This window comes from Faecalibacterium prausnitzii (assembly GCF_003324185.1).
Classification (GTDB): domain Bacteria; phylum Bacillota; class Clostridia; order Oscillospirales; family Ruminococcaceae; genus Faecalibacterium; species Faecalibacterium prausnitzii.
Genome location: NZ_PXUP01000015.1, coordinates 25,061 through 41,109, shown reverse-complemented (window position 1 = coordinate 41,109; position 16,049 = coordinate 25,061). Strand labels below are relative to the sequence as shown.

General features: G+C 59.1%; 11 protein-coding genes and 1 CRISPR repeat array. Of the genes, 9 read left to right on the top strand and 2 right to left on the bottom strand.

Annotation, left to right across the window (positions count from 1 at the left end; all coding sequences use genetic code 11):
* The first annotated feature begins 17 nt into the window (after positions 1–17).
* The 9 genes from C7J97_RS10780 to cas6e all read left to right on the top strand — a co-directional run bounded on the left by C7J97_RS10780 (position 18) and on the right by cas6e (position 11,515).
* Positions 18–1,985 (top strand): hypothetical protein, encoded by a 1,968-nt coding sequence (locus C7J97_RS10780; RefSeq protein ID WP_207657570.1) that lies wholly within the window; start codon positions 18–20, stop codon positions 1,983–1,985.
* Positions 1,960–3,333, top strand: a complete 1,374-nt coding sequence (locus C7J97_RS10775) for a hypothetical protein (protein ID WP_113992578.1) — start codon at positions 1,960–1,962, stop codon at positions 3,331–3,333. The genes C7J97_RS10780 and C7J97_RS10775 overlap by 26 nt, the downstream gene beginning before the upstream one ends.
* A gap of 123 nt (positions 3,334–3,456) precedes the next feature.
* On the top strand, positions 3,457–3,819 hold the full coding sequence (locus tag C7J97_RS10770; protein WP_015537470.1) for a helix-turn-helix domain-containing protein: 363 nt from the start codon (positions 3,457–3,459) through the stop codon (positions 3,817–3,819).
* Between the two features lie 413 nt (positions 3,820–4,232).
* Positions 4,233–6,917: a CRISPR-associated helicase Cas3' gene (gene cas3, locus C7J97_RS10765; RefSeq protein WP_242983501.1), complete on the top strand. Its 2,685-nt coding sequence runs from the start codon at positions 4,233–4,235 to the stop codon at positions 6,915–6,917.
* Positions 6,904–8,517, top strand: coding sequence for a type I-E CRISPR-associated protein Cse1/CasA (gene casA, locus C7J97_RS10760; protein ID WP_113992576.1), 1,614 nt, complete (start codon positions 6,904–6,906; stop codon positions 8,515–8,517). Before cas3 ends, casA begins: the two co-directional genes overlap by 14 nt.
* Positions 8,518–8,529: 12 nt before the next feature.
* Positions 8,530–9,144, top strand: a complete 615-nt coding sequence (gene casB / locus C7J97_RS10755) for a type I-E CRISPR-associated protein Cse2/CasB (RefSeq protein ID WP_113992575.1) — start codon at positions 8,530–8,532, stop codon at positions 9,142–9,144.
* A 2-nt stretch (positions 9,145–9,146) separates the two neighbouring features.
* A complete protein-coding gene (gene cas7e / locus C7J97_RS10750; protein ID WP_113992574.1) occupies positions 9,147–10,205 on the top strand; it encodes a type I-E CRISPR-associated protein Cas7/Cse4/CasC in 1,059 nt (352 codons plus the stop codon).
* The gene (gene cas5e, locus C7J97_RS10745) at positions 10,205–10,867 is read left to right on the top strand and encodes a type I-E CRISPR-associated protein Cas5/CasD (protein WP_113992573.1); all 663 of its coding nucleotides are present in this window, start codon (positions 10,205–10,207) and stop codon (positions 10,865–10,867) included. The genes cas7e and cas5e overlap by 1 nt, the downstream gene beginning before the upstream one ends.
* A 15-nt stretch (positions 10,868–10,882) precedes the next feature.
* Complete coding sequence (cas6e, locus tag C7J97_RS10740) at positions 10,883–11,515, top strand: type I-E CRISPR-associated protein Cas6/Cse3/CasE (RefSeq protein WP_113992572.1); 633 nt, start codon at positions 10,883–10,885, stop codon at positions 11,513–11,515.
* 187 nt (positions 11,516–11,702) lie between these two features.
* Positions 11,703–12,156: a CRISPR direct-repeat array (repeat unit 27 nt; unit sequence TTTTCCCCGCATACGCGGGGGTGATCC).
* A gap of 733 nt (positions 12,157–12,889) precedes the next feature.
* Here cas6e and C7J97_RS10735 read toward each other — a convergent pair.
* Positions 12,890–15,313 carry a homocysteine S-methyltransferase family protein gene (locus C7J97_RS10735; RefSeq protein WP_113992571.1) on the bottom strand — a complete coding sequence of 808 codons (2,424 nt, stop codon included), beginning with the start codon at positions 15,311–15,313 and terminating at the stop codon, positions 12,890–12,892.
* A complete protein-coding gene (locus tag C7J97_RS10730; RefSeq protein ID WP_113992610.1) occupies positions 15,300–15,989 on the bottom strand; it encodes a methionine synthase in 690 nt (229 codons plus the stop codon). The genes C7J97_RS10735 and C7J97_RS10730 overlap by 14 nt, the downstream gene beginning before the upstream one ends.
* Positions 15,990–16,049: the final 60 nt, after the last annotated feature.

The window sequence follows — 16,049 nt, the reverse complement described above, 5'->3', positions numbered from 1 at the left end:
ACCGGATAAAGGCCAGCTTGCTGACGGCGCGGGACAACGCGTTTTTGCAATACGATGGAATGCAGGAAAGCTATCTGGTCGTTGTTTACGGCCCCTCCCAGATCGGCAAGACCAGCCTGATCCTGAAGCTGATCGGGATACGGGATGACGACGATTGTTTCCAGAAGGTCAGCCAGACCTTGCGCACCAAGGAGATCACGCGGGGCAACTCGTCTACCTCTACTGCCATCCTCTACGCCCGCTCCGATACAGAGCAGTATGCGCTTGCGGTGGAGGATGAGCCGGGCAAAGTTTCGGAAAAGCTCTTTTTCAGCGACGAAAAAGAGCTGGAGGCAAAGCTTATAGAGGTGCGCAGCCGGGTGGTAAAAAACAGAGAATCCGCGCGCAGTGTCCTGCATATTGATATCCCGCGGAAGTTTTTTACAGCGAAAACTGCGGCAGAAAATCTATATGTGATGGATCTGCCCGGCGTTGGCAGCAAAACGGAGGGCGAGGCCGCTCATGTGCAAAAGTTGATGCGCAGGTATCTGCCGGTTGCACAGGTGTGCCTTGTGGTATGTACGGCAAATACCATCCAGTCGCTGGAGGTGCAGGACGGTCTGGAACCGTACTGGCGGGACAAGCCGGGGCAGTACATCGTGGCGGCGACCAAGGCGTTCTCGCTGGGAACAGTCAAGGATTACTTTAAAAAGCCGCGTCAGCAACGCGAAAAAAGTTTTTATGACTTTGTAATGGAAACGTATAAAACCGAAACCGGAAAATATCTGGGCGAGACCAGCAAGGTGGAGGTGTTTCCCGTAGAGCTGGCGGACTCGTTCCAAAAGCTGTGCGAGAGTCTGGAGGAAGAAGACCGGAAGGAGATGACCGAAACCCGGGACCGTATCCTTCAGGAACTGCGGCAAAGCATCCAACAGCGGGAGGGACAGCGCTTTCAGGCAGCGCTTCAGCGGTTGCAAGGGGAACTGAAGATCGCCGAGAAAAGCAGGCTGGCAGAAAGCGACGGGCAGCTTGATAAAAAGGAAAAGGAGATCAAGGCCGAGGAGAATATCATAAAGCAAAGCGAGGATTTTATAAAAAGTGAGACCACCGGAGATAAGCAGACAGACCGGGAGGAACGTCTGCGGAAGATCAAAGGGCTGCAAGCGGCAAAGAATATGCTTACGGGCTGTGTAGAACGGTTCGGGAAATGCTGCAAGCCGAAGCTGAACGAGAAGATCGATACGCTGATCAAGGATGAGCATCTGTTCAGAACCTCCGGCGGCGGCCGCTATCTTGTGGACCGTGTCAGTGCGCTCAGGCAGAATGACTCAGACCGGAAGGTGTTTGCGGCGCTCCTTGATTACCTGCGCGAGAAAGTGTCCGGGGATGAAGGCTATCTGGATCAATATGTCAAGATACTGAAGGATGCCGGGATGTCGGTATCCTACAATAAAAACGCGCTTTGGCAGAAGCTGGAGCAGGACATCCACGAGGACTTTTATCAGGAGTACTACCCCAAACAGTCGCTGTTCCACAGAGAAAAGGTCTGGCTTGAGGATGTGCGGGAGCTGAACGGCGAGATCGTAGAAAAGGTGGCAAAGGAGCTGCTGAAATACGAAACAACATGGCTTGGTGAGCTTGAAAAAGTCCTCTGCAATGAGGAACGTCTGGAACGGCAGGGCCAGCAGCTGTTGGCAGAAAAAAGAAAAAAAGCCGATGATGCAAAGGCCCGGAAAAGCACCTTAGAGGCGCAGAAGGCTGTGCTGGAAAAAGCCCGGGAACACATTGTTGAGGAGATCCGGCAGGACAGAGAAAATCTGGAGGATTACCGCCGGATAGCCAAAGAAGCGTACACAGAGCAGTATGCTGGGATCGTACGGCGTATCCGTCAGACCCCGGGTGTTGCCGAAAAGACCAAGCTGATCCTGCTGCTGGGAATGCTGGAGGAAGATTATAAGGCTGCGATTGGAGGATGTCAGGATGAAATCAGTGCTGGAAAAACCTGAAGTGGAGCTGGATCAGGGATCCGTGGAGCAGGTCAGAAAACTGTTCAATGATTATGTGGTCGACCCGCTGGGCAAAGAGCTGAAGGAAGCTGAATCGAAGATCAAATCCGATGAAGAAACACAAATAGATACGCTCAAGAATGACCTTAAACCCAAACTTGACGGCACAAATGGCAGGTTGAATGATGTGCTTTGGGCGCTTGGCACGCAGAAAAAGACAGTGGATGCGATGTCAGGGGCACTAAATAATCTTGAGGAGAAGTTTGAAGATCTTGAACTGGAGGACAAGCTCACCGACCAGAACGAAACGCTGGAAACCAGCCTGACGAGCCATCTGGGAATGCTTCAGGATGCCCTGTGCGGGAGTCTTGCGGAAAACACCGCCCAACTTACGGAGCAAAGTGATGCTGACCAAAAGATTGTGCTGGAAAGAGTTGCAGCGCTGGAGCAGCAGCTGCTCACAGCGGTGGGTAACAGCAGCACCCAGATGACGGAGTACCACGCTGGCATACAGGAAACACTCACCGCCCAGAGCGAAACGCTGGAAACCAGCCTGATAGGCCATTTGGGAACGCTTCAGGATGCCTTGTGCGGCAGCCTTGCGAAAAACACCGCCCAACTTACGGAGCAAAGCGATGCCGACCAAAAGATTGTGCTGGAAAGAGTTGCAACGCTGGAGCAGCAGCTGCTCACAGCACTTGGCAACAGTAGCACCCGGATGACGGAGTACCACGCTGGCATACAGAAAACACTCACCGCCCAGAACGAAACGCTGGAAAGCAGCCTGACGAGCCATCTGGAAACGCTTCAGAATGCCCTGTGCGGGAGCCTTGCGGAAAACACTGCCCTGCTTACGCAGCAGAGCGATGCCGACCAAAAGATTGTGCTGAAAAGAGTTGCAGCGCTGGAGCAGCAGCTGCTCACAGCACTTGGCAACAGCAGCACCCGGATGACGGAGTACCACGCTGGCATACAGGAAACACTCACCGTCCAGAGCGAAACGCTGGAAAGCAGCCTGACGAGCCATCTGGGAACGCTCAAGAATGACCTGTGCGGCAGCCTTGCGAAAAGCGCTGCCCAGCTTACAAGGCAGAATGATGCCGATCAAAAGGCTGTGCTGGAAAGAGTTGCAGCGCTGGAGCAGCAGTTGCTTACAGCACTGGGCGACAGCGATACCCAGATGACGGAGTACCGCGATGATGCAAAGGCAGAGCTGGCAGAATACCAAAAGACGCAGCAGCAGTTCGCAGTGCAGAAATACAAGCTGCTGCTGGGCACCTCGCTGGCGTTTGGTATCGTGAATTTTCTGGGCATCGCGCTCCTTCTGTACCTCAACTTTATGCCTTGAGCATCTGCTGATGCGTTTTTTGAAAATACTTTATCGGTCCACTGCACTTTCAGGTTATTACAATCCCGGTCGATTGCACATACAATACAAGTATCACTTCACAAAACGGAGGGTGCTTGTACTATGGTGGACTACGCCGACATCGGAAAACGCATCCGTGCCTGCCGCCTTGCAAAGGGCATGACGCAGGAACAGCTGGCCAATGAGGTCGGCGTTGTGGTCACGCACATCAGCCATATCGAGACGGGCAACTCCGTGCCCAGCCTGAAAACGCTGATCGACATCATCAACGCGCTGGACTGTTCGGCGGACGAGCTGCTGTGTATCGAGATCAAAAAAGCAAAGCCGGTGTTCGACAGCTGGATGACCGAACAGCTTGCAGATTGCTCCGCCGATGAGGCAAAGATCATCAAAGAAACGGTGGTCAGCCTGAAAAAATCGCTCCGAAAAGTGTACGGAAAGTCCTCTAAATACAGATATGACTAAAACTTCAAAAACTGAATGCCAGTTGGTAGGCATTGAGTGTCTGAAAGAACACCAATAAACAGAATGAACCGCCCCGGTTTCCGCAATGGAAGCCGGGGCGGTTTTTTATACAAAAAAGAAATCGTTTTTTTGTAGCTTTGATGAATTGGCGCAGAGTCATTGACAGCAGAAGGGCAGAAGCGTATCTTTGGAACAGAAGGCAGAACAGGGCCATAAATAGCAGTTTTCTTTACCTTGCAAGGACACTTTCGTTTTGATGAGGCACGACCCGGTGTGCCGCTTTTTTCATTTGCGAAGATAAAATGCAAAAAGTACGGATTATAGTACACATTATCTGCTATGCTCGGTACACGGAAGGCACACACACCGGAAAAGGAGCAAAAATGCGCTGGACGTTGAATAAAACAAGGCTTTTGGCTGGTAAAACGGACCCGGAGAATACCAGCCTGTGGCTGCCGCTCTGGATGCACCTGTGGGATACGGCGGGCATCATGGAGCGGCTGGTCCGGCAGTGGCTCCCGGAAAGTGCAAAACGGGCCATGGGCTTTGAGCGCGAGGAAGCGTTGCTCGCGCATGCCCGGTTTCTGGGCGGGATCCATGATATAGGCAAGGCTACGGTAGCCTTTCAGGCAAATATCCTGCGCACGCTGCCGGAGGCGCGGCAGCGGCTGGAAATGTTGACGCCGCTGGACTGTCCTGAACAGAACCGCCGGGAGTCGCCGCATGCCCGGGCGGGCGAGGCAATTCTGTTGTGGAATGATTGTCCCGGCGGGCTAGCCTCCATTGTGGGAGCGCATCACGGCAGGCCACAGAGCTGCGCGGCGGTCGATGACCAGTTGGAGTGCTGGGAGAGCAACTACTACCCCAAGGGACAAAAAAAGGTCTGGGAGAGCTTTTGGACAGAACTGCTCATGACTGTTTTGCAGGACTGCGGCTTTGATGATACGGCGGAACTGTACGACCTGGACCCGCAGGAGGAAGTGCTTCTGACCGGACTTCTGATCATGGCAGACTGGATCGCCAGCAATACGGAATACTTCCCCCTGATCCCGGTAGAGGAGCTGGGCAGCATGGAGGATTACCCGGCGCGGGTGGACAGGGCTTGGGAAAAGCTGGCCCTGCCCTTTCCGTGGGAGGCACAGCCGGGCATCGCAGACCCGCAGGAGTTTGCGGTGCGGTTCGGCTTTGCGCCCAATGCGGTGCAGAGGGCTGTTCTGGAAGCTGCAGATACCGCAGCGGAACCGGGCATTCTGATTTTGGAAGCACAGATGGGCGTGGGCAAAACCGAGGCGGCGCTGGCCGCTGCGGAGATCATGGCCAGCCGGTTCGGGCTGGGCGGTGTCTTTTTCGGGCTGCCCACACAGGCCACGGCAAACGGCATCTTTCCCCGGCTGCTTGGCTGGGCAGACACGCAGTCTGAGGAGACGCTGCTGCAGGCTATAAAGCTGGCGCACGGCATGGCAGAACTGAACGAGAACTATTTGCGGTTACAGGGGCGCGGGGTGCAGCTGGAGGAAGATGCGCAGGAAGAGCATCAGGTGCAGGTACACCAGTGGTTTCGGGGAAACAAGCAGGCACTGCTGGCAAACTTCGTGGTTGGCACAGTGGATCAGCTGCTGCTGGCGGCACTTGCCCAGAAGCACGTTATGCTGCGGCATCTGGGGCTTGCGGGCAAGGTGGTCATTATTGATGAGTGCCACGCCTACGATACCTACATGAACTGCTATCTGGACCGCGCACTGGAATGGCTGGGCTGGTACAAGGTGCCGGTCATTCTGCTGTCGGCCACCCTGCCCGCCCGGCGGCGCACAGAGCTGGTCGAGGCCTACCAGCAGAAAAAGGCCGCCCCGGACGCTCCGTGGGAAACCAGCTGCGGCTATCCGCTGCTGACATGGACGGATGGCGCAGAGGTAAAGCAGACGGCCATCTCATCGGATGCACCCGGTCAAACGGTGCAGCTGACTACGCTCACAGAGCCGGAGCTGCCCGCGCTGCTGCGCCAGAAACTGGTCGAGGGCGGCTGCGCGGGGGTAATCGTAAACACGGTCAAAAAAGCGCAGAAGATCGCACAGCTGCTGCGGGAAAGCCTGCCGGACAAAGAGGTGCAGCTGTTCCATGCGCAGTTCCTGATGCCGGACCGCGCAGCGCGGGAAAACCAGCTGATGGCACGCGTCGGCAAGGGCTCTGCACCGGAGTGCCGGAATGACCTGATCGTGGTGGGCACGCAGGTGATGGAGCAGTCGCTGGACATTGATCTGGACGTTCTTGTCACAGAGCTTTGCCCCATGGATCTGCTGCTGCAGCGCATTGGACGGCTGCACCGCCACCACCGCAGCCGCCCCGCTCCGTTGCAGCAGGCCTGCTGCGCGGTGCTGGACACCGGGGAAGATGCCTTTGACGCGGGCAGCGAGGCGGTATATGGACGGTGGCTGCTCTGGCGCACCCGGAACTTTCTGCCCCGGAGCATCAGGCTGCCGGAGGAGATCTCTCCGCTGGTGCAGCGGGTCTACGGCTGGGAGCGGGAAGCCCCCGGCGGAGCACAGGGCGAGGAAATGCGCTCCATATATGAGCAGACGCAGGAGAAAAAGAAAGCACGCGCCGAGGCATACCTTGTGCCGCAGCCGGAAACGCACCGGCTGGCGCAGCTGAATACGCTGGACGACTGGATGCAGAACGAGGGCGCCCGCTCCGACCCGGCAGCCCGGGCGGCAGTGCGGGACGGCGACCCCTCGGTGGAGGTGCTGGTAATGCAGCGTCGGGCAGACGGCAGCATCCACTTTCTGCCGTGGCAGGAGGGCGGCAGTGCCGTAGCTGCCGACAGCCCGCCCCTGCCGGAAACGGCACTAAAGATCGCCCGGCAGAAGCTGCGGCTCCCGGCGGTGTTCGGCAAGGCGTGGAAGGTGGATAGGGTCATCCGGGAGTTGGAAGCGGACAACCGCAGCCGCCTTGCGGCGTGGCAGCTGTCGCCGCTGCTGCACGGAGAACTGATCCTGCTGCTGGACGAAAACCTGACTGCCCGGCTTGCGGGCATGGAACTTTGTTATGACCGTGAAAACGGCCTGTATTACCAAAAGGAGAAAACGGATGAAGGAAATTGAATTCAACCTGCTGACCGAACCGTGGATACGGGTGCGGCTGCGGGACAACACGGTGCGGGAGGTGTCCCTGACCGAGGCGCTGGTGTCGGCGCAGGATTATGCGGACCTTGCGGGCGAGATGCCCACCCAGAACGCCGCAGTGCTGCGGCTGCTGCTGGCGGTGCTGTTCACCGTGTTCTCCCGGGTGGATGCAAAGGGAGCGCCCCGCCCGCTGATGCAGAGCGATGATGCACTGGAGCGCTGGAGCGTGCTGTGGCAGCTTGGGCATTTTCCGGCGGCGCCTGTCCGGGACTATCTGGAGCAGTGGAAGGACCGCTTCTGGCTGTTCCACCCGACACACCCCTTCTGGCAGGTGCCGCAGGCAAAGATCGGCACGGAATACGGTGCGGCCAAACTTAACGGTGAAATGTCGGAAAGCAGCAATAAACTCCGGCTCTTTCCTCTGTATGCGGGGCAGAGCAAGGATCAGCTGAGCTATCCGCAGGCGGCGCGGTGGCTGCTGTGTGTGAACGGCTATGATGACACCTCTGCAAAGCCAAAAGGAAAGGGACTTCCGTCCGTAGGAGCCGGGTGGCTGGGCAAGATCGGTTTTATTCAGGCACAGGGTGATAATCTGTACGAGACCCTGATGCTGAACCTGACACTGCTGCGCGACGGCCGGGAATGCTGGGGCGAAAGCAAGCCCTGTTGGGAACTGGAAGCACCAAAGAGCGCGGAACGGACAGAAATTTGCTGCCCGGACAACCCGGCACAGCTGCTCACCCTGCAATCCAGAAGGCTGTTGCTGCACAGGACAGGGGAGAATGTGGATGGGTTCTGTCTGCTGGGAGGAGATTTCTTCCCCAGAGAAAACGTCTTTGCTGAACAGATGACCATCTGGCGCACGATGCCAATCAAGAAAAATGAACCGGTGATGTTTGTGCCCTGCCGTCATGACCCGGCCAAACAATTCTGGCGGGAGTTCCCGGCGGTCTTTTGTCAGGGCAGCGGGCATCGCCCGGGCGTTGTATGCTGGATCGAAAAGTTGCAGGAAAAGAGATTGAAACTTCTGGATCCCCGCAGAAAGGTACATTTCCGTATCTCCGGTGTCCAATATGGCGATAAGGACTTCTTTGTAAATGATTCTTTCAGCGACAGCCTGACCTTTCAGGCAGGGATTCTGGATGAGATAGGGCGTCCATGGCAGAGCCGGATCGTCAGAGAAATCGAGCGCTGTGAACAGACAGCGGCGCTGATCGGGCGTTTTGCACAGGAGCTGGCAATTGCCGCCGGTGACCGGAATGAAAATGCAGGCGGCGCGGTTCGTGCACAATTCTACTTTGCAGTGGATCAGCCTTTCCGGCAGTGGCTGCAGGCGATCGACCCGGAGCAGGACGACCCGGATGAGGCGGCACTGCGCTGGCAGACACGGGCGCGCAGCATCGCGGAAAAGCTGGGAAAGCAGATGGTGATGGAGGCCGGAAACGCCGCCCTGAAGGGACACCGCATTGTGGTGGATAAGGACAAAAAGACCGAGCGCACCATTCTGTATACCGCGCCAAAGGCCTATAATCATTTCCGCGCAAGGCTTTGGGAGATCTATCCCAAAGCAGAACCATAAAGGGGGAGTTGTATGAAAACACAGGATGTCAAACTGTATGCGGCGCAGCAGCTGCACAGGCTTCAGGCTCTGCCGGACAACCAGCGGCGGGCAGAACTGGCAAAGCTGCGGCGGGGTATCGGCCACGCACCCGGCGAGCTGCCGGAACTGTGGGGAAGTTTTTTGCTGGGAATGCCGGAAAGCTTTCAGGGCCGCAGTGCTCCCTCGGCGGCAGAGTGGGCGGTCTACCTCGCCCTGACCCTGTATGCTATGCATCAGCAGGGGAACGACCGCCCCATGAACTGCCCCGGCAACACGCTGGGGCGTGCGGTGCGGCAGCTGGCAGAGCGGAGCAGTGCCGGACAGGACTGGACCGAGGCCAGTGTGCTCCGGCGGTTCAATGCGCTGGCCACCGCAGAAGAAATTACCGAGATCAGCCACCATCTGCGGGGCATGATCCAGCTGTTGAGCACGGCAAAGGATGGCGGCATCCCGCTGGACTATCCGCAGCTTGCGGCAGACCTGTATGAATTGCAATGCACCGACCCGCGGTATGCACAGATTCCCGCCAATGTCCGTCTGCGGTGGGGGCAGGATCTGTACCGCGACCCGAAGCCTGCACCGGAAGAGAAAGAAAAGGAGAATTGATCATGAATAAGCGCCTGTATGTTGATTTCCACATTTTGCAGACCGTCCCGCCCAGCTGCATCAACCGGGACGATACCGGCAGCCCCAAAACGGCAGTGTACGGCGGTGTGCTCCGCGCCAGAGTTTCCTCACAGGCATGGAAGCACGCCATGCGCGCAGCCTTTGCGGAGAATGCTCAGCTAGACGTGGGCAAGCGCACCAAAAAGGCCGCAGAACTGGTGAAGGCGCAGATCCTTGCACTGGCTCCGGAGCTGGATGCGGACAAGCTGGCAAAGAAAGCGCTGGAGAATGCGGGCATCAAGAGCGACGATAAGGGCACCAAGGCACTGTTCTTCATGAGCGTTGCGCAGGCAAAGGCGTTGGCAGAGCTGGCTGTGGAGGGCTCTGCGGATAAAAAGCAGTATCGGGATGCCCTGAAAGCAGTGCCCTCGATGGACATGGCGCTGTTTGGCCGCATGGTGGCAGATGACCCTTCTCTGAACTATGACGCCGCTGCGCAGGTGGCGCACAGCATCTCCACCCATGCCGTGCAGAACGAGTACGATTACTTTACCGCCGTGGATGACTGTCAGGCAGAGGACAACGCCGGTGCAAGCCATCTGGGCACGGTGGAGTACAACTCCTCCACCTTGTACCGCTATGCTACGGTGAACGTGATGGAGCTGGCCGGGCAGCTGGGTGCAGCGCAGGCAGCGGAGACGGTGCGGGCCTTTGGTGAGGCGTTCCTCTTCTCCATGCCCACCGGCAAGCAGAACACCTTTGCAAACCGCACTCTGCCGGACGCGGTATATGTGACCCTGCGGGAGGATCAGCCGGTGAACCTGTGCGGCGCATTCGAGCGTGCCGTGCCCCGCAGTGCGCAGGGTTACGCCGCACCTTCCAAGGCGGCACTGGCGCAGTATGCGCAGCAGATGTACAGCAGCTTTGCCGAGGCTCCCGCGCAAAGCTTTACCGTGGGCAGCGGGCTGGAGGTGCTGGCTCCGGCGCAGACGGCAAAGGCGATGCTGGACGCACTGGAAAAGGCTGTCCGGGATGCGCTTGCCGGAAATGAGGTGGGGTAATGGCAACGCTGTTGCTTCGGCTGGCAGCGCCTTTGCAGGCGTGGGGCGCGGACTCTAAATTTGAGACCCGCAAGACGGGCCGGGAACCCACCAAGAGCGGCGTGATCGGTCTGCTGGCGGCAGCTCTGGGGCTGCGGCGGGACGAGAGCGAAGCGCTGACCCGGCTGACCGGGCTGCGGTTCGGTGTCCGTGTGGAGCGGGAAGGGCAGCTGCTGGTGGACTACCACACGGCAAAGACGCAGGACGAAAAGACCTCTTATGTGACCTACCGCCATTATTTGCAGGATGCCGTGTTTCTGGCCGGCATTGAAAGCGAGGATGCCGCCCTTTTGCAGCAACTGCAGCAGGCGCTTCTGCACCCGGCGTTTCCGCTGTATCTCGGCCGCCGCTGCTGCCCGCCTACCCTGCCGCTCTGTCTGGGCGTACGCCCGGGCAGCTTGCAGGAGGTGCTGCAAGCGGAACCGCCCCTGTGCCCGGGACGGCAGAGCCGGATCTTGTTGGACGCCGATCCGCTGGAGCCGGGCACGGCTCCGCAGCGGGATGTGCCGGTGAGCTTTGACCCGCATCATCGGCAGTACGGCTACCGCTCGGTACGGGAACTATGGCAGAAGATGCCGGACAGCCCGGAGACTACGGAGCACGATCCGTTCCGGGAATTGTAAAAAGGGGGCGAGAGAATGTATTTATCACGGGTAGAACTCGATCTCACCCGCCGCAGCACGATGGCTGCGCTGGCGGCACCGCAAAAACTGCATGGCGCAGTGGAAAGCGCTTTTGCAGGGGAGCGCCGCCGCAGGCTGTGGCGGTTGGATCGTCTGGGAGAGCGGCTGTATCTGCTGCTGCTCAGCGAGGACGCGCCGGAGCTGTCCGGCGTGGTGGAGCAGTTTGGCACCGGAGCGGCTGCGGAGACCCGCAGCTACGACCCGCTTTTGCAGCGGGTGGAGCCGGGCAGCTGCTGGCAGTTTCGGCTGACTGCAAACCCCACCAAAAGCTGCAAAGACCCCCAAAACCCCGCAGCGCGGGGGACCGTGGCCGCACACTGCACAACACAGTACCAGAAGCAGTGGCTGTTGGAGCGCGCTGAAAAGCACGGCTTTGCCCTGCGGGAGGAGGAATTTACCGTGACCCGGGTGCAGTGGCAGCACTTTGCCAAGCACGGCACCCGGCCGGTGACCCTGCTGGCAGTGACCTACGAGGGCGTTTTACAGGTGACCGATGCAGAGCAGTTCCGGGCGCTGCTGTGTCAGGGCATAGGGCGCGGCAAGGCCTACGGCCTTGGGCTGATGACCATTATGCGCGGAGGAAACTGAGAGGGACGAGATGCCGGGCATGATCCGGCCGGACCTGCAGGCGCTGGCACAGTATTTTCAGCTGGCAGAAAAAGTGGAGCATCGCGCCCTGCCGGACTGCCATTTGATACAACAGGTTTATTGCAAACTGAAGGGAACAGCGGTACAATAGCAACGGGAGACACGGTGCTACGGGATCTTTTTAGTCTTTTCCCCGCATACGCGGGGGTGATCCCATTCACGAGTATCATCGAATGATGGCAACGGCATTTTCCCCGCATACGCGGGGGTGATCCTATGTTATTGCGTGGATATACGCAACAACAAATCTTTTCCCCGCATGCGCGGGGGTGATCCCTGCAACGCCAACTTCCGCGGCATGATGGACTACTTTTCCCCGCATACGCGGGGTTGATCCTATGCATATGGCTGACTGCAAGCGTCAGGTGGCCCTTTCCCCGCATACGCGGGGGTGATCCTCGCACCCAGATGGGGCACATACTCGCGGCAATCTTTTCCCCGCATGCGCGGGGGTGATCCCGGCTTGCATCCGGTTGGCTACGGCGATAACCGCTTTTCCCCGCATATGCGGGGGTGATCCCTACGTGGTGCTGTACCAGATGCTCTGCCTTATCTTTTCCCTGCATCCGCGGGGGTGATCCTAGACCCTCTTGATGTCTATTCCTCCTACGGACCTTTTCCCTGCATCCGCGGGGCTTACCAAAAGCCCCCTCGCAAGGTTTTGCGTGAGCGCCTGAAAAAAGTACCCATAAAGCAAACGAACCGCCCCGGTTTCCGTGATGGAAGCCGGGGCGGTTTTGTATGCAGGAGACCGGGGGCAAGGGCAGTTCCTCCGACCTTGCGCTTTCTGGCATTTCAGGGGAAAATGCGTAAACAAAAAGCAGGCAGTGTCGTGGAAAGGAGGAGGAAAGCGACACTGCCTGCTGTATAGGAACCCCTGAACATTGCGGCTTGATCAGGAGGGATTTGGTAGTCTGTCCGCCGTTCTGGCTATTGCCTCGCATAGAAACGGGAGACAGTTTTTTATGGGCCTGCTGTGCGCCGCTGCTGCGGCCGCACCCGCAGGGAAATGTGCCTGCATGGGTTTTTGCGGGGAGAACCTTTCGGAGGTTATGGGGGATGTCCGTTCCGTTCTCCCTGAGTGCACCCTTATTATGCCAGACAATCGTGGCAATTCTTTGTGGTAAATTTGAACAGTTTGCAAATATTGCAGTTTGCGTTTATAATGTCCGAGCAACATCCGCAAACTGCATATCGCAAATATGCCGTTTTGACAGGCACTGTTTTTGAAAATTGCGATAAACGCCCTGCCCATGAAAAAAGACTGCTGAAAAGTCCGCACTTTTCAGCAGTCTGAATCTGAAATATTCCGCGTTACACTCCAAAGAACTCCTTGGCGATGTCGGCGCTGCGCTTGGCGTCCTTGGCGTACCAGTCCGCGCCGATCTTTTCGGCGTATTCCGGGGTCAGCACGGCACCGCCCACCATGATCTTGCAGTCGAGCTTAGCGGCGTGCAGGGCGGCGATGGTCTCCTCCATGCTTTTCAGGGTGGTGGTCATCAGGGCCGAAAGACCTACCAGATGCACGTCCTTTTCCCGCACGGTGTCCACCACCGTCTCCACCGGTACGTCCCGGCCAAGGTCCAGTACCTCAAAGCCGTAGTTTTCCAGAATGACCCGGACGATGTTTTTGCCGATGTCGTGTACATCGCCCTTGACGGTGGCAAGGACGATACGCCCCTTGCTGGCGCTGCCCTCGCCCTTTTGGGCAATGGCAGTTTTGATCTCCTCAAAGGCGCTCTGGGCGGCGCTGGCAGCCTGCAGCAGCTGTGGCAGGAAGAGAGTGCCTTTTTCGTACTTGGCACCCACGATGTCCAAAGCGGGGATCAAGGCTTTGTCCACCACCTCCAGCGGCTGCTTTTCTGCCAGCAGGGCGCGGGTATGGGCGGCGGCGTCACCCTTCAAGCCCTTTTCCACCGCTTTCATCAGGGCGGCGTAGGGACCGGTAAGTTCTGCTTCGGCAGCACTGGCGGCAGGCGCGGCTTTTGCAGCCTGTGCCAGTGCGGTGCTGGCGGGCACACGGTCGGCAAAGCGCTCGATGTACTTTGTGCTCTGCTTGTCCCGGTTGGTCAGCACGTTGTAGGCGTACACCGCCGCCATCATCTCTTCGCTGGAGGGGTTCATGATGGCAAGGTCCAGCCCGGCGTACATGGCCATGGTCAAAAAGGTGGTGTTCAGGTAGGTGCGGCATGGCAGACCAAAGCTGATGTTGGACACGCCCAGCACGGTGCGCACTCCCAGCTCCTTTTTGCAGGCTTCCAGCGCTTGTACCGTGGCCAGCACATCCTCCTGCTGGGCGCTGGCGGTCAGGGTAAGGCAGTCGATGTAGATATCCTCCCGGGGAATGCCCGCTGCCAGCGCCGCCTCGGTGATGCGGCGGGCAATGGCTACGCGGTCTGCGGCTTTGGGCTGGATGCCTTTTTCGTCGATGGCAAGTCCCACGATGGCGGCACCGTACTTCTTGCACAGCGGCAGGATGGTGGCAAGCTTTTCCGGCTCGCCGTTGGTGGAGTTGACGATGGGCTTGCCGTTGTACACCCGCAGACCCCGCGCCAGCGCCTCCACGTTGGAGGAGTCCAGCTGCAAAGGCAGACTGGTCACGCTTTGCAGAGCCTTGACCACCTGCTCCATCAGCACCGGCTCGTCCACGCCGGGTGCGCCCACGTTCACGTCCAGAATCTGCGCCCCGGCCTCTGCCTGACTGACGGCCTGTTCCAGCACATAGTTCATGTCGCCTTCCCGCAATGCCTGCTGGAAGCGCTTTTTGCCGGTGGGGTTGATGCGCTCGCCCACCACCGTGATGCCGTCTACCGTAACGGTGTCCACCGGGGTGCACAGCACCGAGGGCATCCGGTGCGCAGGACGCCCCGGGGTGCAGCCTGCAAAGGTGCCGTTGAGCAGCTTGATGAACTCCGGGGTGGTGCCGCAGCAGCCGCCGGCGGCAAACAGGTGCAGCTCCCGGTAGGGCTTCATCTGCAAGGCGAACAGCTGCGGGGTGATGTCGTAGCCGCTGCCGTCCGCCCGGGGCAGACCGGCGTTGGGCTTGACGAACACTGGGAAGTTGCCGGGTACAGCCTCGGCCAGCCGCTTTGCCATAGGAAAGATCTCTTTGGGTCCCAGCGAACAGTTGATGCCCACGGCGTCTGCCCCCAAGCCCCGGGCGGTGGCGGCAAAGCTTTCCACTGTGCAGCCGGTAAAGGTGCGCCCGCCTGCTTCAAAGCTCATGCTGGCCAGAATGGGCAGGTGGGTGTTCTCCTTGGCAGCCAGCAGGGCGGCCTTCAACTCGTACAGGTCGGTGTAGGTCTCAAAAAAGATCAGGTCCGCCCCGGCGGCTTCGCCTGCCTTGACGATGCGGGCATACTCAGCCACAGCATCCTCAAAGGCCAGCGTTCCGCTGGGTTCCAGCAGCTCGCCCAGCGGGCCTACGTCCAGCGCGGTCAGCGCACCGTAGGGCGCACAGGCGCGCTTGCAGTTTTCAATGCCTGCGGTGATGACCTGCTCCAGCGTGTAGGCACTGCCTGCCAGCTTGTGGGCAGAAGCACCAAAGGTGTTGGCGTTGACGATGCGGCTGCCCGCCGCAGCGTACTGCCCATGGATGCCCTCGATGAGCGCCGGGTCGGTGATGTTCAGCTCTTCCGGGCGTGCGCCCAGCTTGAGCCCGGCAGCTTGCAGCATGGTGCCCATGCCGCCGTCCAGCAGGATGGTATTGCTCTGTCTGAAAAGTTCATTCACTTGCACAGGTCTTTCCCCTCTTTCTGTATTCGCAGCGGGTGCGCAGCACGCAATGGCCGCACCCGGCCAGTTGTCCTTTTACCGGGTGGTCGCTGACCCCCAACAGGGCAGTCACGCTCTTGCGCGGGGTCATCAGGTTGGTGTCGGTGACGCACAGCCCGGCCTTGCGCACGGTGTCCAGCGCTGCTGCCACCAGCGGCTGCACCGCGATGTCCCAATCGCCGTAGCCGGGCGAAAAGCGCCCGGTCAGATACTTTCCCTCTGTTGCCGCCCACTGACGCAGCTGTGCCTCGGCGGCATCGGCGGCCTGCTCAGCCAGTGCGCTGCCCAAGGCATCGGAGGCTACCCCGGCGGCAATATCGCCCACGCCCGCCCGGCGGATCTGGGCATCCACCCCGGGACCCAGCGTCACCGCCAGCAGAATGGCCTGCCCGCAGCCGGTCAGGTGCTTGTGCACATCCTCGCCGGGCAGAAGCCCGGCCTCGGTCAGGGCAGGGGTGTCTGCCAGCAGCCACACCGCCCGGGGCATCGCCGCCGCCAGCAGCGGCACGGCGCATTTTTGCAGCAGTGCCAGCGTGGTAGCGTCCGGTTCGCCGTGCGCGCCGAAATACCGCGCCGCCTGTACAAGATCTACGGCCTGCGGTTTTTCTATCGCCAGCGGGCGGGGCACACCGATCGCCATGGGCCGCACCTCCTTACTTCGCTCGAATAAAGTACTATTCAGTATACCGCACTTGTGGGC

Excerpts from the sequence above, each read along its gene's own strand:
- casA (WP_113992576.1), top strand. The coding sequence starts at position 6,904 with ATGAAGGAAATTGAATTCAACCTGCTGACCGAACCGTGGATACGGGTG.
- cas5e (WP_113992573.1), top strand. The coding sequence starts at position 10,205 with ATGGCAACGCTGTTGCTTCGGCTGGCAGCGCCTTTGCAGGCGTGGGGC.
- cas6e (WP_113992572.1), top strand. The coding sequence starts at position 10,883 with ATGTATTTATCACGGGTAGAACTCGATCTCACCCGCCGCAGCACGATG.
- C7J97_RS10775 (WP_113992578.1), top strand. The coding sequence starts at position 1,960 with ATGAAATCAGTGCTGGAAAAACCTGAAGTGGAGCTGGATCAGGGATCC.
- casB (WP_113992575.1), top strand. The coding sequence starts at position 8,530 with ATGAAAACACAGGATGTCAAACTGTATGCGGCGCAGCAGCTGCACAGG.
- C7J97_RS10730 (WP_113992610.1), bottom strand. The coding sequence starts at position 15,989 with ATGGCGATCGGTGTGCCCCGCCCGCTGGCGATAGAAAAACCGCAGGCC.
- C7J97_RS10770 (WP_015537470.1), top strand. The coding sequence starts at position 3,457 with ATGGTGGACTACGCCGACATCGGAAAACGCATCCGTGCCTGCCGCCTT.
- cas7e (WP_113992574.1), top strand. The coding sequence starts at position 9,147 with ATGAATAAGCGCCTGTATGTTGATTTCCACATTTTGCAGACCGTCCCG.